The sequence below is a fragment of the Skermanella mucosa genome (genome assembly GCF_016765655.2).
GTDB lineage: Bacteria > Pseudomonadota > Alphaproteobacteria > Azospirillales > Azospirillaceae > Skermanella > Skermanella mucosa.
Map to the genome: position 1 here is coordinate 5387229 of NZ_CP086106.1, position 21126 is coordinate 5408354.

Annotated in this window: 20 protein-coding genes and 1 riboswitch; of the genes, 9 read left to right on the forward strand and 11 right to left on the reverse strand. The window is 68.6% G+C overall.

The features are described from left to right. The first annotated feature begins 58 nt into the window (after positions 1-58). Positions 59-433: a response regulator gene (locus tag JL100_RS24980; RefSeq protein WP_202680584.1), complete on the forward strand. Its 375-nt coding sequence runs from the start codon at positions 59-61 to the stop codon at positions 431-433. On the opposite strand, the gene mobA is transcribed toward JL100_RS24980, so the two are convergent. Both mobA and fdhD read right to left on the reverse strand, forming a co-directional pair. Next, a complete protein-coding gene (mobA, locus tag JL100_RS24985; RefSeq protein WP_202680585.1) occupies positions 430-1065 on the reverse strand; it encodes a molybdenum cofactor guanylyltransferase MobA in 636 nt (211 codons plus the stop codon). The genes JL100_RS24980 and mobA overlap by 4 nt on opposite strands. Beyond that, on the reverse strand, positions 1052-1963 hold the full coding sequence (gene fdhD / locus JL100_RS24990) for a formate dehydrogenase accessory sulfurtransferase FdhD (RefSeq protein ID WP_202680586.1): 912 nt from the start codon (positions 1961-1963) through the stop codon (positions 1052-1054). Before fdhD ends, mobA begins: the two co-directional genes overlap by 14 nt. Positions 1964-2536: 573 nt before the next feature. On the opposite strand from fdhD, the gene JL100_RS24995 reads away from it, so the two are divergent. Further along, positions 2537-3835 carry a lytic murein transglycosylase gene (locus tag JL100_RS24995; RefSeq protein WP_202680587.1) on the forward strand — a complete coding sequence of 433 codons (1299 nt, stop codon included), beginning with the start codon at positions 2537-2539 and terminating at the stop codon, positions 3833-3835. 19 nt (positions 3836-3854) lie between these two features. On the opposite strand, the gene JL100_RS25000 is transcribed toward JL100_RS24995, so the two are convergent. The 6 genes from JL100_RS25000 to gcvT all read right to left on the reverse strand — a co-directional run bounded on the left by JL100_RS25000 (position 3855) and on the right by gcvT (position 10820). Then, positions 3855-5102 carry a S41 family peptidase gene (locus JL100_RS25000; RefSeq protein ID WP_202680588.1) on the reverse strand — a complete coding sequence of 416 codons (1248 nt, stop codon included), beginning with the start codon at positions 5100-5102 and terminating at the stop codon, positions 3855-3857. Positions 5103-5206: 104 nt separating this feature from the next. Beyond that, entirely contained in the window at positions 5207-6049 is an 843-nt protein-coding gene (locus tag JL100_RS25005; protein WP_202680589.1) for an RpnC/YadD family protein, read from the reverse strand. 358 nt (positions 6050-6407) lie between these two features. Further along, entirely contained in the window at positions 6408-8000 is a 1593-nt protein-coding gene (gcvPB, locus tag JL100_RS25010; protein ID WP_202680590.1) for an aminomethyl-transferring glycine dehydrogenase subunit GcvPB, read from the reverse strand. After that, the gene (gene gcvPA / locus JL100_RS25015) at positions 7997-9346 is read right to left on the reverse strand and encodes an aminomethyl-transferring glycine dehydrogenase subunit GcvPA (protein ID WP_202680591.1); all 1350 of its coding nucleotides are present in this window, start codon (positions 9344-9346) and stop codon (positions 7997-7999) included. Before gcvPA ends, gcvPB begins: the two co-directional genes overlap by 4 nt. After that, positions 9346-9723, reverse strand: a complete 378-nt coding sequence (gene gcvH / locus JL100_RS25020; protein ID WP_202680592.1) for a glycine cleavage system protein GcvH — start codon at positions 9721-9723, stop codon at positions 9346-9348. The genes gcvPA and gcvH overlap by 1 nt, the downstream gene beginning before the upstream one ends. Before the next feature lie 53 nt (positions 9724-9776). Then, positions 9777-10820 carry a glycine cleavage system aminomethyltransferase GcvT gene (gene gcvT / locus JL100_RS25025; RefSeq protein WP_407697030.1) on the reverse strand — a complete coding sequence of 348 codons (1044 nt, stop codon included), beginning with the start codon at positions 10818-10820 and terminating at the stop codon, positions 9777-9779. Positions 10821-11067: 247 nt separating this feature from the next. After that, positions 11068-11165, reverse strand: a riboswitch (glycine riboswitch). Positions 11166-11256: 91 nt separating this feature from the next. On the opposite strand from gcvT, the gene JL100_RS25030 reads away from it, so the two are divergent. Both JL100_RS25030 and JL100_RS25035 read left to right on the forward strand, forming a co-directional pair. Continuing rightward, positions 11257-12132 (forward strand): AEC family transporter, encoded by an 876-nt coding sequence (locus JL100_RS25030; RefSeq protein ID WP_202680594.1) that lies wholly within the window; start codon positions 11257-11259, stop codon positions 12130-12132. A gap of 115 nt (positions 12133-12247) precedes the next feature. Next, positions 12248-12835 carry a DUF2889 domain-containing protein gene (locus JL100_RS25035; RefSeq protein WP_202680595.1) on the forward strand — a complete coding sequence of 196 codons (588 nt, stop codon included), beginning with the start codon at positions 12248-12250 and terminating at the stop codon, positions 12833-12835. Positions 12836-12845: 10 nt separating this feature from the next. Here JL100_RS25035 and JL100_RS25040 read toward each other — a convergent pair whose 3' ends face one another. Beyond that, positions 12846-13286, reverse strand: coding sequence for a ribbon-helix-helix domain-containing protein (locus JL100_RS25040; protein WP_202680596.1), 441 nt, complete (start codon positions 13284-13286; stop codon positions 12846-12848). 234 nt (positions 13287-13520) lie between these two features. Further along, complete coding sequence (locus tag JL100_RS25045) at positions 13521-13817, reverse strand: BolA family protein (RefSeq protein ID WP_228420893.1); 297 nt, start codon at positions 13815-13817, stop codon at positions 13521-13523. 119 nt (positions 13818-13936) lie between these two features. Here JL100_RS25045 and JL100_RS25050 point away from each other — a divergent pair, with 119 nt between their 5' ends. The 5 genes from JL100_RS25050 (at position 13937) to JL100_RS25070 (ending at position 19769) form a co-directional block, all read left to right on the forward strand. After that, positions 13937-14914, forward strand: a complete 978-nt coding sequence (locus tag JL100_RS25050; RefSeq protein ID WP_228420894.1) for a DMT family transporter — start codon at positions 13937-13939, stop codon at positions 14912-14914. A 128-nt stretch (positions 14915-15042) separates the two neighbouring features. Continuing rightward, a complete protein-coding gene (locus tag JL100_RS25055; RefSeq protein ID WP_228420895.1) occupies positions 15043-15567 on the forward strand; it encodes a J domain-containing protein in 525 nt (174 codons plus the stop codon). 97 nt (positions 15568-15664) lie between these two features. Further along, positions 15665-16663 carry a cobaltochelatase subunit CobS gene (cobS, locus tag JL100_RS25060; RefSeq protein ID WP_228420896.1) on the forward strand — a complete coding sequence of 333 codons (999 nt, stop codon included), beginning with the start codon at positions 15665-15667 and terminating at the stop codon, positions 16661-16663. A 77-nt stretch (positions 16664-16740) separates the two neighbouring features. Then, positions 16741-18636: a cobaltochelatase subunit CobT gene (gene cobT / locus JL100_RS25065; protein WP_202680599.1), complete on the forward strand. Its 1896-nt coding sequence runs from the start codon at positions 16741-16743 to the stop codon at positions 18634-18636. Positions 18637-18740: 104 nt separating this feature from the next. After that, positions 18741-19769: a Fe(3+) ABC transporter substrate-binding protein gene (locus JL100_RS25070; RefSeq protein ID WP_202680600.1), complete on the forward strand. Its 1029-nt coding sequence runs from the start codon at positions 18741-18743 to the stop codon at positions 19767-19769. A 65-nt stretch (positions 19770-19834) separates the two neighbouring features. Here the strand turns inward: JL100_RS25070 and JL100_RS25075 are convergent, their stop codons facing one another. Then, positions 19835-21118 carry a diguanylate cyclase gene (locus tag JL100_RS25075; RefSeq protein WP_202680601.1) on the reverse strand — a complete coding sequence of 428 codons (1284 nt, stop codon included), beginning with the start codon at positions 21116-21118 and terminating at the stop codon, positions 19835-19837. Between the last annotated feature and the right edge of the window lie 8 nt (positions 21119-21126).

Here is a 21126-nt window from a genome sequence, read left to right on the forward strand (position 1 = left end):
ACCCAAGATATAGGGATACCCATAAGCCTTGGGTCGGTCGCCCCTGTGGAGGCAAGATATGGACCATAAAACCCGCCTGATCGTTGCGGAAAATGATCCCCTGATCGCCTGGGCCGTGCGATTCGGACTGATGGACCTCGGTTACGAAGTCTGCGCCTGGGCTGATACCGCCCCGGACGCCGTACGGCTGGCCGAGCTGCACCGCCCGGACGTGGCCGTCGTGGACGGCGGCCTCTCCGACCGGAACGAGGGCATCGACGCCGCGCGAGAAATCTCGGGCCGGCTCGGGATTCCCGTGGTGATCTGCCGCGGCAACGCGATCGACGAGGTGATCGGGACCGGTCACGACGCGTCGGCCCCGGCAGGCTGGGTCGCCAAGCCTTACCGGATCAGCGACCTGGACCGTCTCATCGCGGCGGCAGCCCGGCATTAATCGACCAGCCCGTCCCCCACCAGCCGCTCCGCTTCCGCAAGGTCGTCGGGGCGGTTCGTGTTGAAGAAGGGATCGACCGGATCGGCGTCGAAATCGGCGACGGCCAGCCGGTACCGCGCCGTCCAGACATCGACCTTTCGAACCTGCTCCTCCACCATCGCCCGGCGCAGGTCGTGGCGCAGATGGACCGGCCACAGGCCGAACACCGGATGCTCGCGGCCGCCGGAGCGGGCGCAGGCCATGTCGGCGCTCTCGCGCTCCACGGCGGCCAGCAGCCGCTCCACCAGGTCGGGCGGCTGGAAAGGCGCGTCGGTCGCGAAGCTCGCCACCCAGCGGGCGCCGGGGGCGTTTTCCGCCGCCCAGTCCAAACCGCTCAGCACGCCGGCCAACGGCCCGGCATAGTCCGGCACCACGTCGGGCACGACGTCCAGCCCCGTCATGGCGAATCGCGCCGGGTCGCCGTTGGCGTTCAGCACGAGCCTGCCGACCTGCGGCCGGACGCGGTCGATGATCCGGTCCAGGATCGGCCGGCCGGCCAGCGGCCGCAGCGTCTTGTCCCCGCCGCCCATGCGGCGCGACAGCCCGCCGGCCAGTAGCACGCCGACGACGCCCTCCGCCCTATTCCCCGTCATCGCCGCGGCTCCCCTTCCTGCGATGGGTGGTGGGTTCGTCGTCTCCCTCCCCCGAAGCTTTCTCCCCCGGCTCCAGGTCGAACACGATCCGCTCCTCCCCGGCCAAAGCCACGAAGCGGCGCCCGCGGGCGCGTCCGATCAGCGTCAGGCCGGCCTCGCGCGCCAGTTCCACGCCCCAGGCGGTGAAGCCGCTGCGCGACACCAGGATGGGAATGCCCATCTGGACCGTCTTGATCACCATCTCCGAGGTCAGGCGCCCGGTCGTGTAGAAGATCTTGTCCTCCGGCGTCAGGCCGTGCCGCCACATGTAGCCGGCCACCTTGTCCACGGCGTTGTGGCGGCCGACATCCTCCATATAGACCAGCGGCCTGTCCTCCTGGCACAGGACGCAGCCGTGGATCGCGCCGGCCTCCAGGTAGAGGCTGGGCGCGGTGTTGATCTTGCGGGTCAGCGCCGCCAGCCAGGAAGTCTTGAGCCGCGCCTCCGAAGACAGGCGGATGTCGCCGAACTTCTCCATCAGGTCGCCGAACACGGTGCCCTGGGCGCAGCCCGAGGTCAGCGTCTTCTTCTTCAGCTTCTGCTCGAAGTCGGTCGGGCGCTCGGTCCGAACCACGACGGTCTCGATCTCGTCGTCATAGACGATGTCGGTGACGCTGTCGTCGGTGCGCAGCATGTTCTGGTTCAGCAGGTATCCCAGCGCCAGATATTCGGGATAGTCGCAGATCGTCATCATGGTGACGATCTCCTGACCGTTGAGGAACAGGGTCAGGGGCCGCTCGACGGTGACTGAGGTTTCGATCGGGGCGCCGGTCTGGTCGATGCCGGTGACCCGCTTCGTCAGGCGCGGGTCGGCAGGATCCGGGCGGACGACGAATTCTTCCTTGGGGGATTCTTCCATGGGGCGAGCGTAATTCGACCGCCCCTGTTCAGGCAAGCACGGTCAGGCAAGCATGGCGCGCGACAGCGCACCCGAAGCCGGACCGGCCGATCAGATCACGTCGAGCAGGAGATGGGTCGCCACGCCGATCAGCGAGGCCGCCACGACGCCGATCGCGGTGTACCGCTCGGCGACAGACCACCGTGCCCAGTCCTTGACGAAACTGTCCATCTTGGAGTCTCCGTTACTCCGGTTCCTGCGCTCTGCCATGACCATGCCCAAGAAAAAAGCCGCCCGTCATGAGATACATCAAATTCATGGCAAGGTAGCCTCAATCAAAAGGCGGGTTTTACACTTTGTCGCAACCTGATGCCGCGTTGCAACATAGACCGTTCGGCCGAGTCCCCATGGATCAGAGAATGCCGCGATATCCGGACGGACCCTGTGACCTGCATCACGGATTTATACGAAAAAGGCGCGAAACCACCCTAAAGTGAGAGATCCCGGAACATCGCCGCCTCGCCGGCTGCCGCTTGTGCCGGGAACTCAACACCTCTATTGAGATGCGGTACGGGTGCAACAGCGGGTCGGCGCATGGGACTGAAGACTTCTCACATCCTCTTTCTGGCCGCCGCGGTCGTGGCGTCGGCCGGCTGCTCCTCCGCCGGGAGCGAGCCCCTGCCTGTTCCGGGCGTCAAGCCGCCGCCGGGCGCCACGGACCGGGCGGCGCCCCTGACGGCCGACCCGGCAGCGCAGGAAACCGATTTCGAGACCTGGCTGGCGGGCTTCCGGGCCGATGCGCGCGCCGCCGGGATCGGGGCCGCCACGGTGGACCGGAATCTGTCGGGGCTGCGCATCCTGCCTGAAGTCCTGGCATCGGACAGCAGCCAGCCGGAATTCGTTCGCCCGGTCTGGAGCTATCTCGACGGCGCCGTCAGCGAGACCCGGATCACCCGCGGCCGCGAACAGCTCTCCGTGCAGCGCGCCCTGCTCTCGGGCGTCGAGCGCGACTACGGGGTGCCGCCCGAGATCGTCGTCGCGATCTGGGCGATGGAGAGCAATTTCGGCGGCAACATGGGCAGCTACAACGTGGTCGAGGCGCTGGCCACGCTCGCCTGGCACGGCCGCCGGGCCGACTTCTGGCGCGAACAGCTGCTGGAGGCGCTCCGCATCATCGACCGGGGCGACGCGCCGCAGGGCCGCCTGGTCGGGTCCTGGGCCGGCGCCATGGGCCATACCCAGTTCATCCCGACGACCTACGCCGGCCACGCGGTGGACCGGGACGGCGACGGCCGGCGCGACCTGTGGAACAGCCTGCCCGACGTGTTCGGCTCGACCGCGGGATATCTGCGCGACGTCGGCTGGCGCGCGGGAGAGCCCTGGGGCGCCGAAGCCGTGCTGCCCACCGGGTTCGACTACGAATCGGCCGACATGTCGGTGCGCAAGCCGGTCGCGGAGTGGCGCCGTCTCGGCGTCCGGCAGGCGGCCGGCACGCGCGCCCTGCCCGACCAGGCCGAGGCGTCGATCCTGCTGCCCGCCGGCCACCGGGGCGCCGCGTTCCTGGTGATGAACAATTTCCGCTCGATCCTGCGCTACAACAATTCCAGCAGCTACGCGCTGGCGGTCTCCTACCTGAGCGACCGGATGGCCGGCCGGCCCGGCGTCCAGGGTGCCTGGCCGCGCGACGAACGGCCGCTCAGCCGCGACGAGCGGTTCGAGCTGCAGCGCCTGCTGGGCGCGCGCGGCCTGCCGGTCGGCAATCCCGACGGCATCATCGGCGCCAATACCCGGGGGGCGATCCGGGCCTTCCAGAAGTCGCAGAACCTTCCCGCCGACGGCTTCGCGTCAAGCACGCTGCTGGACCGGCTGAGGACGACGGCCTCGGCGTCCTGAAAGCCGGAAGGGCTGGTGCCTAGCGCACCAGCTCCGCCTGCTGGGATGCGGCCTGTGAGGGGGCTGCGAACATCGCGGCCCCGCGCACGATGTCGAGCGCCCGGGTGAGCTGGTAATCCTCGGGTTTGGCCCCGGCCTGGATGCCCGCCTCGGACCGGGCGCCCACCGGCATCACCTTCGCAGCCTCCACGACGACATCCGGCGTGATCCCCAGCGCCTGGATCGAGCGGCCCGACGGCGTGTAGTAGCGCGCCGTGGTCATCCGGGTCGCTCCCCGGTTGGACAGCGGCGTGATGGTCTGGACCGACCCCTTGCCGAAGGTCTGGCTGCCCAGGACGACGGCCCGGCGCTGGTCCTGCAGGGCGCCCGCGACGATCTCCGAGGCGGAGGCGCTGCGGCCGTTGACCAGCAGGACGATCGGCTTGCCATGGGCGAGGTCGCCGGGCGTAGCCCAGTAGCGCCGCTCCGACAGCGCGCCCCGGCCGCGCGTCGAGACGATCTCCCCCTGGTCGAGGAAGCTGTCGCAGACCGAGATCGCCTGCTTGACCAGCCCGCCCGGATTGTCGCGCAGGTCGATCACGTAGCCGGTCAGCCGGTCGCCCAACCGTGCGTCCAGCGCCGCCAGGGCCTTCTCCAGGCCCGGCTGGGTCTGCTGGGTGAAACCGCTGATCTTGATGTATCCGACGGTGCCTTCCGCCCGCCAGCGCACCGCCGGGCTCTTGACCATCTCGCGCACCAGGGTCAGCTCGAAGGTCTTGCCGTCCGGACCGCGCTGGATCGTCACCGTCAGGGGCGTGCCGACGCTGCCGCGCATGCGGTCCATCGCCTCGCTCAGGGTGACGCCGCGGACCGGCTGGCCATTGATGTGGGTGAACAAATCGCCGGCCAGAACGCCGGCCCGGAAGGCCGGCGAGTCCTCGATCGGCGCCAGCACCTTCACCAGCCCGTTCTCGACCGCCATCTCGACCCCGACTCCGCCGAACTCGCCGCTGTTCTGCGCCTTGTTTTCCGCATAGCGGTCTGGATTGAGATACTTGGAATGGGGATCGAGCGATGCCAGCAGCCCTCCGATGGCCGCCTCCACTAGCCTGTCGGCATCGACCTGATCCACATACCCTGCCCGCAGATCGGCGAAAGCGGCGTTGAACAGCCTCAACGCCTGCGACCGGGACATCTCCTCCGCCGATGCCGCCGCCGTCTGCCCCCAGGCCTGGAGCGGGGCGAACAGAAGCAGGGAAGCGACGAGGGCGACGCGGGTCCGGCTCATAGGCGCATTCCTTTTCCACGAGAACGCAAGGGAATGAGCCAAGCCTACAGAGCTTAAGGTTAAAATTTGGTGTGAAATTATGTCCCGGTCGGCGCCGCTGAGAGTCAGTGGCGCGGCTGGGCCAGGATGGCCTCGAGATCGGCGGCGGTGAGGGTCGGCGCGTCGATAACGGCGTCGAGCCAGCGGTCGAGGTCGGCGACCGTCGCCGCGCGGATGCGGCGCCCGGTTTCCTCCGGCACGGCGACGCGGCGGCGCTCGACCAGCCGGAGAAGTGCTTCCGCCCTGCCTTTGGCCTCGCCCTCCTCCAGGCCCTGGGCGAAGATCTCGCTGAGGTAGGGGTGTTCCTTGATGTTGAACTGGATCGCCATGGTCTCCAACTCCTCCTTGACGACCGGGGTCGCCCTGCGCAACTGGGACAGGATCAGCAGCTTGGCCGCGGCGTCCGCGCGCTCGCGCCGGGGCAGCGGGGCAAGGCGGGCCAGGATGCGCCGGACGCGCTCCCTAATATCGTCGCATCGGCAAAGGATTGCCAGCACCGCGTCCTCCGGCGCCGGGCTGTCGAGCAGCGGCCCGGCGTCGAGGTCGGCGATGTAGCGCACCTCGTAGCGGAAGTTCAGGTTGGGGTGGCGGATGCCGGGCGGGCCGCCCTCGCCGCGCTCGCCGAGATGGAGCACCAGCTGGGTCACCGGGGCGCCGCCATGGTGCCGGGAGATCAGGGCGTAGTATTCCAGCATGCGCCAGACCATGTCCTCGCGGCCGACCTGGAACTCCATGTGGAACAGGCCGCCGCCGTCCAGCTCGGCGACCATGTCCGGGCGGCGCTGGCGCACCGTGGAGAACTCGGCCGAGAGGAAGCTGGCGACCCGGTCGCCTGCCAGCAGCTTCAGCAGGGCCGGGGCGCCGGCCCAGACCAGTTCCTTGATCGTCGCGTCGTAGCCGTTCGCCATGCCCCCGCCCCTTGCCGCATGCCGGGGCATGCCCAGCGGGCAATTCATCGCGGGTCTGCACGCGCCGGTCCATGCGGTGCGGTGACGCGGGGCGGGCTTTATATATCGGCCGCAGATGCACGCAGATGCACCCAGATTAAGAATCCTGGATCAGCGCCGGCGGGCAGCGAGCGCATCCGTCTCCGGAACCTATCTGTTTCCAATCGCGGTAGGTACGCCCGTTACCAAGCACCCCCCTCCGCGCAGAACCGAACGACGGATTCAGTTCGCGTATCTGCCACATATTGACGAGAAGGCCAGGGACGTTGATCGCATCCCCGGCCTCCCCTCTCCTTGAACCGGCCTACACGTCGGTCCCCTACTCCGCCGCCTCCCGCTGTTCCACCTCCGGCACCCAGCGCAGCACCGGCTTCCGCGCGGCCCCCGTCTCGTCCAGCCGCCGCCTCGGCGTCATGCGGGGCGCGCCGAGGAAGTGGTCGGCGTCGCCGGACTTGGCGCGTTCGGCAAGGCCGCGCATCACGCGGATGAAGGCGTCCAGGCTCTGCTTGCTCTCGGTCTCGGTCGGCTCGATCAGGAAGGCGCCGTGGACGACCAGCGGGAAATACATGGTCATCGGGTGGTAGCCCTCGTCGATCATCGCCTTCGCGAAGTCGAGCGTCGTGACCCCCGTCCCCTTCAGGAACCGGTCGTCGAACAGCGCCTCGTGCATGCACGGCCCCTCGAACGACGGCGTCATCACGTCGCCCAGGCTCGCCATCACGTAGTTGGCGTTGAGCACAGCGTCGGAGGCCACCTGCCGCAGGCCGTCGGCGCCGTGGCTCAGGATATAGGCCAACGCCCGCACGAACATGCCCATCTGGCCATGGAAGCCCTTCAGCCGGCCGAACTCCTTGCCGGTGGAGTCCTCGTCCGCGGTGCTTTCCACCAGGGAGAAGCCGTCCGGGCCGTGGACCACGTAGGGCAAGGGCACGAACTTCGCCAGCGCGTCGGACAGCACGACCGGGCCGCTGCCCGGGCCGCCGCCGCCGTGGGGCGTGGAGAAGGTCTTGTGCAGGTTGATGTGCATCGCGTCGATGCCGAGGTCGGCGGGACGGACCCGGCCGACGATGGCGTTGAAGTTGGCGCCGTCGCAGTAGAAATAGGCGCCGGCCGCGTGCACGGCTTCCGCGATCTCGACGATGTCGCGCTCGAACAGCCCGCAGGTGTTGGGGTTGGTCAGCATGATCGCGGCGACGTCGTCGCCCAGCTTCGCCTTCAGCGCCTCGACATCGACCCGGCCGGTGGCGTCGGCCGGGATCGCGTCCACGGTGAAGCCGCAGGCCGCCGCCGTCGCCGGATTGGTGCCGTGGGCGGATTCGGGGACCAGCACGCGGCGGCGCTGGCTGGTGCCGCCGTCGCGGTCCTCGATGGCGGCGCGGATCGACATCATGCCGCACAGCTCGCCGTGGGCCCCCGCTGCCGGCGACATGGCGACGGCCGGCATGCCGGTCAGCGTCTTAAGCCAATGGGCCAGCGTGTCGATCAACTCCAGCGCGCCCTGCACCGTCCGCTCCGGCTGGAGCGGGTGGATGTCGCTGAAGCCCGGCAGGCGGGCCAGCTTCTCGTTCAGGCGCGGGTTGTGCTTCATGGTGCACGACCCCAGCGGATAGAGCCCGCTGTCGATCGCGTAGTTCTTCTGGGACAGTCGGGTATAGTGGCGGATCACCTCGGGCTCGCTGAGGCCGGGCAGCCCGATCCGCCCGCGCTCCCGCACTTGGCCCAGGCGGCTCTTGACGGCGGGCGGCTCCGGCAGGTCCACACCGGTGGTGCCGGGGCTGTCCTGTTCGAAGATCAGGGGTTCTTCCAGCATCAGCGCGCGGTTGCCGCTGATCGTGCCGGCCGCGGCGGAAGCGGCCCCGCCACCCTCGACGCCCAGCGCGTCGATATGGGTCTTGCGTCCCTGGGTATTCATAACAGTGCTTCCTTCAGGCCGGAGGCCAGGGCATCCATGTCGGCGTCGGTATTGGTCTCGGTCGCGGCCACCAGCAGCAGCTCGGCCAGGGCCTCGTCGCCCGGATAGAGGCGGGAAACCGGGACGCCGCCCAGGATGCCGGCCTTGGCCAGCTTGTTGACCACCTTCGCGGCGGGCTTCTTCAGGTGGACGGTGAACTCGTTGAAGAAGCTGTCGCTGACGATCTCGACGCCCTTCAGCGCGTCCAGCCGGTCGGCGAGCCGCACCGCCTTGGCATGGTTCAGCCGGGCCAGGCGCGTGAAACCTTCCTCGCCCAGCAGGCTCATGTGGATCGTGAAGGCCAGCGCGCACAGCCCGCTGTTGGTGCAGATGTTGCTGGTCGCCTTCTCGCGCCGGATATGCTGCTCGCGGGTGGACAGCGTCAGCACCCAGCCGCGCCGGCCCTCGGCATCCACGGTCTGGCCGGTCAGGCGGCCGGGCATGTGGCGGACATATTTGTCGCGCGTCGCGAACAGGCCGACATAGGGGCCGCCGAAATTCAGCGCGTTGCCGATGGACTGCCCCTCGGCCACCACGATGTCGGCGCCCATCTCGCCCGGCGGCGTCAGCAGCCCGAGCGAGACCACCTCCGCGACCGCGACGATCAGCAGCGCGCCCTTGGCGTGGACGGCGGCGGCCAAGTCGGTCAGGTCGCGCACCTGCCCGAAGAAGCCCGGGTTCTGCACCACGACGCAGGAGGTCTTGTCGTCGACCAGGGCTGCCAGGTCCTCGTTCCCGTCCGGGTCGGCGGGAGCCGTCACCACCTCGAACCCGTGGAAGCGGGCGTTGGTCGCCGTCACGTCGCGGTAGTGCGGGTGAAGGCCGCCGGACAGCACGGCGCGGCTGCGCCGGGTCACCCGGTTCGCCATCATGACCGCCTCGGCGCAGGATGTGGCGCCGTCATAGAGCGAGGCGTTCGCCACGTCCATGCCGGTGATCAGGGCCACCTGGGTCTGGAACTCGAACAGGTACTGGAGCGTGCCCTGGGTGACCTCCGGCTGGTACGGCGTATAGGAGGTCAGGAACTCGCCGCGCTGGATCAGGTGGTCGACCGCCGCGGGCACGTGGTGGCGGTAGGCGCCTGCGCCGAGGAAGCTGGGCACGCTGCCAGCGGCCACGTTCTTGGCCGCCATGGCAGCGATCGTCCGCTCGACCTCCATCTCCCCGGCATGGGGGGCGAGGCCGTCGATCGGCGCCGCCAGCCGGGCCGATTCCGGCACGTCGCGGAACAGGCTGTCGACCGAGGGCACGCCGATGGTGGCGAGCATCGACCGGCGGTCGGCCTCGGTCAGGGGCAGGTAGCGCATCAGTGCAGGCCCTCGCAGTATTCCTTGTAGGCCGCCTCGTCCATCAGGTCGTCCAGGTCGGACTGGTTCTCGATGCGCAGCTTGACGAACCAGCCCTCGCCCATGGGATCGCGGTTGACCAGGGCGGGGTCGTCCGCCAGCGCCTCGTTGACCTCGACCACGTCGCCGGCGACCGGCGCGTAGACCTCGCTGGCGGCCTTGACCGACTCGACCACGGCGGCTTCCTTGCCGGCAACGACGTTGCGGCCGATCTCGGGCAGTTCGACGAAGACCACGTCGCCCAGCTGCTGCTGGGCGTAGTCGGAGATCCCGACGGTGGCGACGTCGCCCTCGACGCGGATCCACTCGTGGTCCTTGGTGAACTTGATGGTGCTCATGGCGGATATCCCGGAATTGAAAACCTGAGGAAGTAGGACGGCCGGAGAAACGCTTATCCCCGGTAATAACGCTGGGCGACGAAGGGCATCTCGGCGACCCTGGCCGGAATCGCCTTGCCCCGGACCATCAGGTTGACCGGCGTGCCCGGCGCCGCGGCCGGGGTCGCGACGTAGCCCATCGCGACCGGGCCGTTGACGCTGGGGCCGAAGCCGCCGCTGGTCACCTCGCCGATCGGGGCGCCCGAGGCGTCGGTGATGGGGGCGTGCTCGCGGGCAGGCGCCCGGCCGTCCGGGCGGATGCCGACGCGGCGGCGCGCGGTGCCGTCGGCGAGCTGGCCCAGGATCACATCAGCGCCGGGAAAACCGCCCTCGGCGCGGCGGCGCTTTCCGATCACCCAGTTCAGACCGGCCTCGACCGGGGTGGTCGTGGTGTCGATGTCGTGGCCGTAGAGGCACAGCCCCGCCTCCAGCCGGAGCGAGTCGCGCGCCCCCAGGCCGATCGCCTCGACCTCGGCCTCGGCCAGCAGCAGGCGGGCGACGGTGTCGGCCAGCACGTCGGGCATCGAGATCTCGTAGCCGTCCTCCCCGGTATAGCCGGAGCGGGTGATCAGCACCGCCACGCCGCGGAAGTCGGCCTCGATCGCGCTCATGAACTTCATGGTCGCGGCCTCGGGCACGAACCGGGCCAGCACCTCGGCCGCCTGCGGCCCCTGGAGCGCCAGCAGCGCGCGCTCGCCCAGGTACTCGACCGCGATCCGGTCGCCGATGTGCCGGCGCAGATGGGCGATGTCGGCCTCCTTGCAGGAGGCGTTGACGACCAGGAACAGGTGGTCGCCCATGTTGGTGATCATCAGGTCGTCGAGGATGCCGCCCTGCTCGTTGGTGAACAGGCTGTAGCGCATCCGCCCCTGCCCCAGCGCCTGGACGTCGCCGGGAACCAGGGTCTCCAGCGCCGCCGCGGCGCCTTCGCCGATCAGTCGGACCTGGCCCATGTGCGAGACGTCGAACAGCCCGGCGGCCGCGCGGGTATGGAGATGTTCCTTGAGGATGCCCAGGGGGTACTGGACCGGCATGTCGTAGCCGGCGAAGGGCACCATCTTGGCGCCCAGTTCCACATGAAGGGCGTGGAGCGGCGTCGTCAGCAGGGGGGCGTCACCGCCAGTTGAGTCACTCAAGGAACATTTCCTCCGACAGGGTCCCATTCCGCGCGAACGGCGCGGTCACGGCCCCCTCTGTCGCGGACCTGAGAGATTCACCGGCGCGCCATTCGGCAGGACCAGCTTACTCCTTCGGTGAGGTGTGTCCGAGTCGGATCGACCGACCGGCATCCTGCTTTCCAGAGTGCTTCCCTCTGCGGTCCTTTTGCCTGAGAGTTTCCGGGGGCGGTTGCTCCTTCGGCGCCACCGGGACGAACGCCCGGCGATCTCTCCCGCGAGAGGTCTTCAGCATGTTCGCCTAAGCTAACGGGTGCGGTGCGAAAGTCAACGCGCCTCTGCCGTTTCCCCTGCGGCATCCGCGCGGTATAGAGCCCCCATGATCCTTCAGTTCATCCATGTGGTCTGGCCGATCTTCGCGTGCGCCGGGCTGGGCTGGCTATGGCAGCGCCTGGGCCAGCCGTTCGACGAGAAGTCGGTTTCGGCCCTGGTGGCGTATCTGGGGGTGCCCAGCCTGCTGCTGACTTCCCTGTCGAAGACCGAGGTGCGGCTCGACGTGCTGCTGGAGACGCTGCTCGCCGGCGGGCTGGCGCTGGCGCTCTGCGCCGCCGCCGGGGCCGCGGTGCTGAAGCTGGCGCGGTTGCCGGTGCGGCCCTACCTGCCCTCGATCATCCATCCCAACACCGGCAACCTGGGCCTGCCGATCGTCTTCTTCGCCCTGGGCGAACCGGCGATGCCCTACGCCATCGCCTTCTCGACCCTGGTCCAGATCAGCCATTTCACGGTCGGCGTCGGGCTGGCCTCCGGGCAGATGTCGTGGCGCACCGTGCTCGCCTCCCCGCCGCTCTATTCGCTGGCGGTGGCGCTTGCGCTGATCGGCACCGGCACGCCGCTGCCCCGGTGGGTGCTGGACGTCACGGGCCTTCTCGGCGGGATGACCGTGCCGCTGATGCTCCTGCTGCTCGGCGGGTCGCTGGCGAAGCTGAAGCTGTACCGGCTGGGCCGGCCGGCGGCGCTGTCCGTCCTGCGGGTCGGGCTGGGGCTGGCAGCCGGCCTGGCGGTGTCGAAGGCGCTGGGGCTGGACCCCTTGCCGGCGGGGGCGCTGGTGATCCAGTGCGCGATGCCGGTCGCCGTTTTCAGCTATCTGTTCGCCGTCCGCTACAACGGCCCGGCCGACGAGGTCGCCGGCATGATCCTGATCTCCACCCTGCTGGCGCTGGCTGCCTTGCCGCTGATCCTGATGGCCGCCGCGTGAGGCAGGTGCGTGAGGGGGCATCGCAGGCATTCCGGTGCCGCGCTTGACCCCCCGGGGCGCGAGGCCGATATTCGGGTACAGGTTTACGTATACGTAACATAGAGCACAGGTCCAGATGCCGCTTTCAGCACCCGCCCCGCGCGAGCATATCCATACCCGCCGGGTGACATGCCAGGGATTCCGCCGGACCGACGGGCTGTGGGACATCGAGGGCCATATCACCGACGTCAAGACCTACCCGTTCGAGAACGACTTCCGCGGCCCGATCGAGCCGGGCGATCCGATCCATGACATGTGGATCCGGCTGACGGTGGACGACCGGTTCGAGGTCAGGGCGGTCGAGGCCGTGACCGACAAGAGCCCCTATGCGGTGTGCCCGGCGATCACGCCCAACTTTCAGCGGTTGATCGGATTGCGCATCCGCTCCGGGTGGACCCAGAAGGTCAAGGAACTGCTGGGCGGCGTCGAGGGCTGCACCCATTTGGTCGAACTGCTGGGGCCGGTCGCCACGACGGCGTTCCAGACGATCTTCCCCGTGCTGGCGCGCGAACGGGCGCGGGGCGGGTCGGTGGACGGCGATTCGCCATCCGCCCCCGCCGCGCGCAAACGCCCGCCGCTGCTGCTCAACACCTGCCACGCGTTTCGGAGCGACGGCGAGGTCACCCGGAAACAGTGGCCGGAACACTACACCGGCAACGACTGAACCCCGGCGATTACTCGGCGGCGTCCGGCGTCTCGAACGGTGTCTGCTGGAACGGTTCGCCATGCCCGTGGGAGGCACGGGCATGTCCCTCCTCGGTGGCGGCCGCCCGGAAATAGGCCAGCGCGAAGACCCGGATCGCGGCGGTCAGGGACGTGGCCGGCTCCTTCCTCTCGCTGATCTGGGTGCACAGCGTGTGGATGGTGATCCGCTCGCGCCGGCAGATGTCGTACAGGGCGTCCCACATGAAGGGCTCGAGACGGCAACTGGTACGATGCCCCGCGACGGTGACGTTCCTGCTGACCAACGTGCTCGGCTTCAGGGCCGCCTCCAACCGGGAAGACCCGGATTCGTCGCGCTCCGTCGCGAAATCGGCAGGCTGGTTGTCGCGAATGCCCGCCGGTTCGGAGGCGACCTCTGGCGCCGGGGCGGCTAGCGCCTGATCAGAATGCATGCGGTGAATCCCTCTTAATCGATCCCACGGAATACGCCGCCGTCCGATCGACAGGGGCCTCGAAAACCCATATCAGCCGAATGGTTGCGCAGGTGTGACTTTACGCACTTTCGAGGTAATTTCAACCAATGTCATACCCCTTTTGGAAGATATTTCTCTGCCTCTGCTATCGCTCTGGTTGCTCTCGTATGCAGTCCCCCGCCGCCTGCATCCCGTCGTATTCGGCTTCCCGGATCAGACATCCTCCGTGGGTGTCAGCGTCTTGAGGCTCAGGGCGTGGACCCGCTCGCGCAGTTCCTCCGCGACGGCCTCGTAGACCAGGCGCTGGCGGGCGACGCGGGACTTCCCGTCGAAGGTTTCCGACACGATCAGGATGTTGAAATGGGTTTCGCCCAGGGGGTCCGCGCCGGCATGGCCGGCATGGCGGTGGGAATCGTCGACGATTTCCAGCCGACTCGGGCGAAAAGCCTCGGTCAGCTTGTTGCGCATGCGGGTCGCGTAGTCCCCGGACTGGGTCGCCGTACTGGTCATGATGAAACCGCCTTGCCCATGGGGCTGTTGAGGTGCGTGGTCCGACGTGCGGCGGATGCAGCATCGCCGCCCTTTGAAAAGTGCTATCGTCCCGTTCCCACTGTCAAGGAAGCCCCTGATTGTCCGATCCCGGTTCCACCCGGCCCGCCCTTTCCTCCCCGGGTTCCCCGTCCGGCACGGCCGGGATCGGGACCAGCGCAACCGTCTCGGCCCGAAGCGCCTACCTGCTGCTCGCGACCGTCATCCTGCTCTGGGGAATCAACTGGCCGGTCATGAAGCTCGGCCTGGCCGACATTCCGCCCATGACCTTCGCCGTGATCCGGATGGTGCTTGGCGCGCTCTGCATGTTCGGCGTGGTGGCGGTGCGCGGCGGCATCCGCCTGCCCGACCGCCACGACCTGCCGATCGTGCTGTCGGTCGGGCTGCTCCAGATGGGAGCCTTCCTGGCTCTGGTGACGGTGGCGCTCCAGTTCGTGCCGGCCGGCCGGTCCTCCATCCTGGCCTATACCACCGCCCTGTGGGTGGTGCCGGGCGCCGCGATATTCCTGGGCGAACGGCTGGGCGGCCGGCGCCTGATCGGGTTCCTGCTCGGGATGGCGGGCGTGGCGGTGATGTTCAACCCGGCGGCGTTCGACTGGACCGACCGCGACGTCCTGATCGGCAACGGCCTGCTGATGCTTGCGGCGCTGGCCTGGGCCGCCCAGATCATACAGGTGCGCGGCCATACCTGGCACGCGTCGCCCCTTCAACTCGCCCCCTGGCAATTCACGGTCGCGGCGGTCGCCCTCCTGCCGTTCGCCATCTTCCTGGATGCCGGCAAATCCATCGATTGGACCGCGCAGCTGGCCGCGGTCCTGTTCTACAATGCGCCGATCGCCACGGCGTTCTGCTTCTGGGCGGTGGTCACGGTCAACCGTGCCCTGCCCGCCATCACCACGTCGCTGGGCACGCTCGGCGTACCGGTCGCGGGCGTCTTCGCCTCGGCCGTGATGCTGGGGGAACCGGTGACCTTGACCAATCTGACGGGACTGGTCCTGATCCTCGGGGGGCTGACTTGGCTGGCCCTCGCGGACCGCAGGCCGTCCCGCGCGCCATAGCCGCGCTGCGAGCGGGGATGCTTGCCAGCGCCTCAACCTCTGACCATACTTTTCCGATGCACAAGAACCGTGTCCAATACTCGACCCGTTTTTCCGAGGAGGCTCCGCCGGCGGCCCGCTGCTGCGACATGCCCACATGCACGGCCACGGGCGAGTACCGGGCGCCCAAGGGGCGCGAGCGCCTGAACGAGTATTTCTGGTTCTGCCTGCAGCACGTGCGCGAGTACAACAAGGCGTGGGACTATTACGCCGGCATGTCGGAGCGCGAGATCGAGCGGCATGTCCGCAGCGACGTGACGTGGCAGCGGCCGACCTGGCCGATGGGCTTCTGGCGTACCCGCGAACGGACGATGCATGACGAGGCGATGCGCCAGTACGGCTTCCGCGACGCCGGCGACGGGACCGGCGCCCGGGGAAACGGCCGCAACGGCCATGCCGACGGCGCCGCCAACCGGATGCGCACCCCGGAGGAGGAGGCGCTGGCCGACCTCGACCTGGAGCCGCCGGTGGACTTCGCGCGGATCAAGGCCAGATACCGGGAACTCGCCAAGATCCACCATCCCGACATCAATGGTGGCGACAAGACCGCGGAAGAGACGTTAAAACGGATAAACAGGGCCTACTCGGTACTGAAAACCAGCTACGGGGCCTGAGACGGCTTCCCCCGGATCCTCTGCAAGGGGGATCCTCCGCACGACAGAACCGGCGCCCGAGCCGTCCATCCAACCGATGAATGAAGCGACAGACACTATGGCCTCCGAAACGAACCAACAATCAGCGCTGACCGGCTCGCTCCCGGACATCAAGGTCTCCGTCCGGCAGACTTTCGGGATCGACAGCGATCTCCAGGTTCCCGCCTTCAGCGCCAATTCCGAGCATGTGCCCGACGTGGACGACACCTACCGGTTCGACCACGACACCACGCTCGCGATCCTGGCCGGCTTCGCCTACAACAGGCGGGTCATGGTCCAGGGCTACCACGGCACCGGCAAGTCGACCCATATCGAGCAGGTCGCCGCCCGCCTCAACTGGCCCTGCATCCGGATCAACCTGGACAGCCACATCAGCCGCATCGACCTGATCGGCAAGGATGCCATCGTGCTGCGCGACGGCATGCAGGTGACCGAGTACCGCGAGGGCATCCTGCCCTGGGCGCTCCAGCACCCCTGCGCGATCGTGTTCGACGAGTACGACGCAGGCCGCCCCGACGTCATGTTCGTGATCCAGCGCGTGCTGGAGGTCGAAGGCAAGCTGACCCTGCTCGACCAGAACCGCGTCATCCGGCCGCACCCGGCGTTCCGGCTGTTCGCCACCGCCAACACGGTCGGCCTGGGCGACACCACCGGCCTGTACCACGGCACGCAGCAGATCAACCAGGGCCAGATGGACCGCTGGAACATCGTCGCCACGCTCAACTACCTGCCGCACGACGACGAGGTGAAGATCGTCGCGGCCAAGGTCCAGGGCTACGACGACGAGAAGGGACGCCAGCAGATCGCGGCCATGGTCCAGCTGGCCGACCTGACGCGCGCCGGATTCATGTCGGGCGACATCTCGACCGTCATGTCGCCCCGCACGGTCATCACCTGGGCCGAGAACGCCAAGATCTTCAACGACATCCCGTTCGCGTTCCGGATCACCTTCCTGAACAAGTGCGACGAGGTGGAGCGGTCGACCGTGGCCGAATACTACCAGCGCTGCTTCGGCACCGAGCTTCCGGAGACCGGGGTTCGCGCCAACCTGGCGTAAGGAAGACGGGGGCACCGATCCGAGGGTCGGGTGAAGGACGCCCCGACCCGCGCGAAACAGCAGAGCCGAAGATAGACATGTCCGACAAAGAAAACCCCGTCGAGATCTTCAAGCGCGCCACGTCGGCCACGATCCGGGCCATCGCGGAGCGCAACGATCTCCAGATCGGCTTCAGCGGCGAGCCGCCGGGCGTGGCCGGGGCGCGGGTCCGGGTGCCGATGCCGGCGCGCGACCTCAATCCCCGGGACGTCGCCACCCTGCGCGGGGCGGCCGACGCGGTGGCCCTGCGCCTTCGCCACCACGACAGCGGCATCCACACCCAGCGCATGCCCACCGGCGACACCGCCCGGGCGGCGTTCGAGGCGCTGGAGCAGGCCCGCTGCGAAGCCCTGGGCGCCCGCGCGATGCCGGGCGTCGCGTCCAACCTGGGGGCGGCGCTGGACGAGCGCTACCGCCGCCAGGGCTTCGAGCGGGTGACCGAGCGCGACCAGGCTCCCCTGTCGGAGGTGATGCGGCTGCTGGCCCGCGAGGCGCTGACCGGCGCGCCGCCGCCGGCCACCGCCCGCTTCGCGGTCGACCTGTGGCGCCCCTGGGTCGAGGAGCGGATCGGCAAGGACATGAACGAGCTGGCGGCGCTGCTGGACGACCAGGACCGCTATGCCCGCGAAGTCCGCAAGCTGCTGTCCCACCTGGACATGGAGGTCGGCGGCGAGCCGGAGGCGACCGAGGAGGACGACGAGGAGCAGCAGGAGGGCGAGCCGGACGAGAACGAGCCGAACGACGGCCAGTCCCGCGGCGGCGAGGATTCGACCAGCCAGACCGAGACCATGACCCAGCCCGACACCCGCGAGGTCGACCAGGACGACGGGGCGGAGGGCGCCGACCAGATGGACGGCGAGATGGCCGAGGGCAGCGGGTCGGAGGAGCCGGGTTCGCCCGGGCAGCCCTGGCGTCCCGACCACGGCCGCCGCAACGAGGTCGATCCCGACGCCTACAAGGCGTTCACGACGGAATTCGACGAGGTGGTCGAGGCCGACGACCTGTGCGACCCGGACGAGCTGACCCGGCTGCGCGCCCTGCTCGACCAGCAGCTCCAGCACCTGCAGGGCGTGATCTCCCGGCTGGCCAACCGGCTCCAGCGCCGGCTGCTGGCCAAGCAGACCCGCGCGTGGGAGTTCGACCTGGACGACGGCCTGCTGGACGCGGCCAGGCTGAGCCGCGTGGTGGTCAACCCGGTGCTGCCCTTGTCCTTCAAGCGGGAGAAGGAGACCGACTTCCGCGACACCGTGGTCGGCCTGCTGATCGACAATTCCGGATCGATGCGCGGCCGGCCGATCACCATCGCCGCGATGAGCGCCGACATCCTGGCGCGCACCCTGGAGCGCTGCGCGGTCAAGGTCGAGATCCTGGGCTTCACCACGCGGGCCTGGAAGGGCGGGCAGGCGCGTGAGCGGTGGATCGGCCGGGGCAAGCCGGCCAATCCGGGCCGGCTCAACGATCTGCGGCATATCGTCTACAAGAACGCCGACGCGCCGTGGCGGCGCGCCCGCAAGAACCTGGGCCTGATGCTGCGGGAAGGCATCCTGAAGGAGAACATCGACGGCGAGGCGCTGCTGTGGGCGCACAACCGCCTGATGGCCCGGCCGGAGCAGCGGCGCATCCTGATGGTGATCTCCGACGGCGCGCCGGTCGATGACTCGACGCTGTCGGTCAATTCCGGCAACTACCTGGAACGGCACCTGCGGCAGGTCATCGACACGATCGAGACCCGCTCGCCGGTCGAGCTGGTGGCGATCGGCATCGGCCACGACGTCACCCGCTACTATCGGCGCGCGGTCACCATCGTAGACGCGGAGCAGCTTGGCGGCACCATGATGGAGAAGCTGGCCGAACTTTTCGACGAGGACACCAGGGCCGGCCAGCCTGCCGGGGGACGGCGCGGAGGGGGCGCGGCCAACCGCCGCGCCCGTTGATTTGCAAATGCTTCTCAAACTCGCTTGACAGGCGCGGCGTGTCCGAACATGGTTCGGGTCGTTGCGAACGCATCTCATTCACGCCGGCCTGTCGAGGGAAACCGATGAACTTCTTCACTCGCGGCACGCTTGCCGCCACTTTCGGCGCCGTCATGCTGGGCACGGCCTTCGCCGCCCAGGCTGCCGAAGTCAACGTCTATTCGTCGCGCCACTACGACACCGACAAGGCGCTCTATACGAACTTCACCCAGCAGACCGGCATCAAGGTCAACATCATCGAAGGCAAGGATGACGAGCTGATCGAGCGCATCCGGACCGAGTCCGGCAACAGCCCGGCCGATATCCTGATCACCGTCGATGCCGGCCGGCTGTGGCGCGCCCAGAACGCCGACATCCTGCAGCCGACCAAGTCCCAGGTGCTGGAGCAGGCCGTCCCCGCCCATCTGCGCGAACCGTCCGGCCTGTGGTTCGGCCTGACCAAGCGGGCGCGCGTCATCATCTACAACAAGGCGGCGGTCAAGCCGAGCGACCTGTCGACCTACGAGGACTTGGCCGACCCGAAATGGAAGGACCGCCTGCTGATCCGGTCCTCGACCAACGTCTACAACCAGTCGCTGGCCGGCTCCATGCTGGCCGCCCACGGCGAGAAGAAGACGGAAGAGTGGGCCCGCGGCATCGTCGCCAACTTCGCCCGCCCGCCCCAGGGCGGTGACAGCGACCAGATCAAGGCGGTCGCCGCCGGCGAGGGCGACATCGCGGTCAGCAACACCTATTACTTCGGCCGCATCGCCGGGTCGAGCAAGCCCGAGGACAAGGCCATCGCCGAGAAGGTCGGCGTCTTCTTCCCCAACCAGAACGACCGCGGCACCCATGTCAACATCAGCGGCGCCGGCGTCCTGAAGAACGCCCCGAACCGCGAGAACGCCGTCAAGTTCCTGGAATACCTCGTCAGCCCGGCGGCCCAGAAGATCTTCGCCGAAGGCAACTACGAGTACCCGGTCCTGAAGCAGGCGGAGCAGTCGCCGGTCATCGCCTCCTGGGGCTCCTTCAAGGAGGACGAGCTGAACGCCTCCGTGTTCGGCAAGAACAACGAGGAAGCCCTCAAGATCATGGACCGCGCCGGCTGGAAGTGAGCTGGCGGTCCGGCGCTGGCCCTACGGGCCGGGGCCGACCTACGAAACGTGAATCCGATCATCCCTCAGGGCGCGACCACGGTCCGGTCGCGCCCTGTCGCTTTTGCCTGGTACAGCGCGCGGTCGGCCCGCCCCAGGGCCTGCTCGATACTGGCGTCCTCGAACCGGCAGCCGGCCACGCCCATGCTGACCGTGATGCCGAAGGCGGCCCCGTCGTCGGCGGCGACCTCCAGGTCGGCCAGGTTCCGGCGGACCCGCTCCGCGATCCGCAGGGCATCCTGGTCCGTGGCGTCCACCAGCAGGAGCGCGAACTCCTCCCCACCGAGACGTCCGACCAGATCGGTATCGCGCAGCATGCAGCGGCAGCTCTTGACCAGCAGGATCAGCGCCGCGTCGCCCGCGGCATGGCCGTGCGAATCGTTCACCCGCTTGAAATGGTCGACGTCGAGCATGACCAGCGACACCGGCCCGCCGTAGCGCCGCAGGCGGGCAAGTTCGAGTTCGGCCCGTTCCATGAAATGCCGCCGGTTGGCGGCGCCGGTCAGCGCGTCGGTGGTGGCGAGCCGGACCAGTTCCTCCTGCGCGCGGCGGCGATCCGTGGTGTCCCGCACGACGGCGGTGAAAAGCCGCCCTCCCGGCGATGCGAAGTGCGAGATGGAGACCTCGGCGGCGAACTCGGTACCGTCGCGGCGCAGCCCCATCACCGCCGGGCGCTCGGTCATGGTGCTGGAGCCTGGACCGGTGCCGGCGAATTGCTCGACATGGTGCCGGTGAGCCTCGCGCGCCCGCTCCGGCAGCAGCAGGTCGAGGGGCTGGCCCAGGATCTCGTCCGCCCGGTAGCCGAACAGGCGTTCGGCCGCCGGGTTGAACAGCGAGATGCGGTGGCTCCCGTCGATCACCAGGATGCCGTCATGGGCCAGGTCGATGATCCCCTTCAGGCGCTCCTCCGACAGGCGGACGCGTTCCTCCAGGGATCGGCGCGTGATCGCGTAGCGGATCGCCCGCCGGATGGTCCCGCCCTCGAACTGTCCCTTGACCAGGAAATCCTGGGCGCCGGCCTTGACCGCCTCCACCGCGAAGTCGGCATCGTCGAAGCCGGTCAGCACGATCAGCGGCAGGTGCGACGCCCGGGCGCGGATGCTGCTGATCGTGCCGAAGCCCTGGCTGTCGGGCAGCGACAGGTCGAGCAGGACCACGTCGCTGGTGCCGGCCGCCAGCCGCTCGACCGCGGCTCCCAGGGAACCGACATGGTCCACGACGAAGCGGCCCTCCTCCTCGCCGAGCAGTTCACGCACGAGGCGGGCGTCGCCGGGATTGTCCTCGACCAGCAGGACCTGGATGGGCGGCATCTCGGGCA

Bases quoted from the DNA above. Each gene is read 5' to 3' on its own strand.
- JL100_RS24980 (WP_202680584.1), top strand. From the start codon at position 59: ATGGACCATAAAACCCGCCTGATCGTTGCGGAAAATGATCCCCTGATC.
- mobA (WP_202680585.1), bottom strand. From the start codon at position 1,065: ATGACGGGGAATAGGGCGGAGGGCGTCGTCGGCGTGCTACTGGCCGGC.
- fdhD (WP_202680586.1), bottom strand. From the start codon at position 1,963: ATGGAAGAATCCCCCAAGGAAGAATTCGTCGTCCGCCCGGATCCTGCC.
- JL100_RS24995 (WP_202680587.1), top strand. From the start codon at position 2,537: ATGGGACTGAAGACTTCTCACATCCTCTTTCTGGCCGCCGCGGTCGTG.
- JL100_RS25000 (WP_202680588.1), bottom strand. From the start codon at position 5,102: ATGAGCCGGACCCGCGTCGCCCTCGTCGCTTCCCTGCTTCTGTTCGCC.
- JL100_RS25005 (WP_202680589.1), bottom strand. From the start codon at position 6,049: ATGGCGAACGGCTACGACGCGACGATCAAGGAACTGGTCTGGGCCGGC.
- gcvPB (WP_202680590.1), bottom strand. From the start codon at position 8,000: ATGAATACCCAGGGACGCAAGACCCATATCGACGCGCTGGGCGTCGAG.
- gcvPA (WP_202680591.1), bottom strand. From the start codon at position 9,346: ATGCGCTACCTGCCCCTGACCGAGGCCGACCGCCGGTCGATGCTCGCC.
- gcvH (WP_202680592.1), bottom strand. From the start codon at position 9,723: ATGAGCACCATCAAGTTCACCAAGGACCACGAGTGGATCCGCGTCGAG.
- gcvT (WP_407697030.1), bottom strand. From the start codon at position 10,820: ATGGTGCCCTTCGCCGGCTACGACATGCCGGTCCAGTACCCCCTGGGC.
- JL100_RS25030 (WP_202680594.1), top strand. From the start codon at position 11,257: ATGATCCTTCAGTTCATCCATGTGGTCTGGCCGATCTTCGCGTGCGCC.
- JL100_RS25035 (WP_202680595.1), top strand. From the start codon at position 12,248: ATGCCGCTTTCAGCACCCGCCCCGCGCGAGCATATCCATACCCGCCGG.
- JL100_RS25040 (WP_202680596.1), bottom strand. From the start codon at position 13,286: ATGCATTCTGATCAGGCGCTAGCCGCCCCGGCGCCAGAGGTCGCCTCC.
- JL100_RS25045 (WP_228420893.1), bottom strand. From the start codon at position 13,817: ATGACCAGTACGGCGACCCAGTCCGGGGACTACGCGACCCGCATGCGC.
- JL100_RS25055 (WP_228420895.1), top strand. From the start codon at position 15,043: ATGCCCACATGCACGGCCACGGGCGAGTACCGGGCGCCCAAGGGGCGC.
- cobS (WP_228420896.1), top strand. From the start codon at position 15,665: ATGGCCTCCGAAACGAACCAACAATCAGCGCTGACCGGCTCGCTCCCG.
- cobT (WP_202680599.1), top strand. From the start codon at position 16,741: ATGTCCGACAAAGAAAACCCCGTCGAGATCTTCAAGCGCGCCACGTCG.
- JL100_RS25070 (WP_202680600.1), top strand. From the start codon at position 18,741: ATGAACTTCTTCACTCGCGGCACGCTTGCCGCCACTTTCGGCGCCGTC.
- JL100_RS25075 (WP_202680601.1), bottom strand. From the start codon at position 21,118: ATGCCGCCCATCCAGGTCCTGCTGGTCGAGGACAATCCCGGCGACGCC.